This window comes from Bacillus sp. P4_D3 (assembly GCF_056401855.1).
In genome coordinates this window covers 1-779 of record NZ_JBFUIN010001130.1, presented here as the reverse complement: position 1 = coordinate 779, position 779 = coordinate 1, and the positions used below count along the sequence as shown (strand labels likewise).

Annotated in this window: 1 protein-coding gene; it reads right to left on the bottom strand. The window is 43.4% G+C overall.

Features of this window, described 5'->3' with window-relative positions:
* Positions 1–25: 25 nt before the first annotated feature.
* A partial coding sequence (locus AC1DTM_RS29775; protein ID WP_477001622.1) for an LLM class flavin-dependent oxidoreductase occupies positions 26–779 on the bottom strand: 754 nt, incomplete at its 5' end.

Below are 779 nucleotides of genomic sequence, written 5' to 3'. Positions count from 1 at the left end.
ACTTGATGTAATCCTTATGGAATAATTAACGGAATAGATGTGTCTCCTGTTCTCCTTCAGCTTCCCATTTGGCAATTTCCTCTCTTACACGAGGGGCAACTTCTGTTCCAAGCAATTCTATGGCACGCATGACTTGATCATGTGGCATGGTACTTAATGGTACATACATCATAAAGCGTGTAATCCCTACATGCTTACGAAGATGAATGATTTTTTCGGCGACTGTATCTGGATCACCAACATACAACGCCCCTTCAAAACTTCGTGCAGCATCAAAGCTGGAACGATCATAATAAGGCCACCCCCGCTCTTTACCAAGTTTATTCATGCCTGCCTGAGTGGAAGGGAAAAATGTATCTGCTGCCAATTCCGTATTCTCTCCAACAAATCCAATTGAATGAGATCCCACCTGAAGCTTTGATACATCATGACCAGCGTGAGCCGCTGCTTTCTTATATAGCTGTACAATTCGTGCAAAGTGCATTGGGCTACCACCAATAATCGCCAGCATAAGTGGTAATCCCAGAAAACCGGCACGGATAGCAGATTCCTGATTCCCACCGCTACCAACCCATATCGGTAAAGGATTTTGAACAGGTCTTGGATACACACCTAAATTATTGATTGCTGGTCTATGTCCGCCTTCCCAAGTCACTTTTTCGGACTGACGTATTTTGAGCAGTAGGTCCAAATGTTCTTCAAACAGTTCTTCATAGTCTTTCAAGTTATAGCCAAACAATGGAAAAGATTCGATAAAGGAACCACGACCCGCCATAATC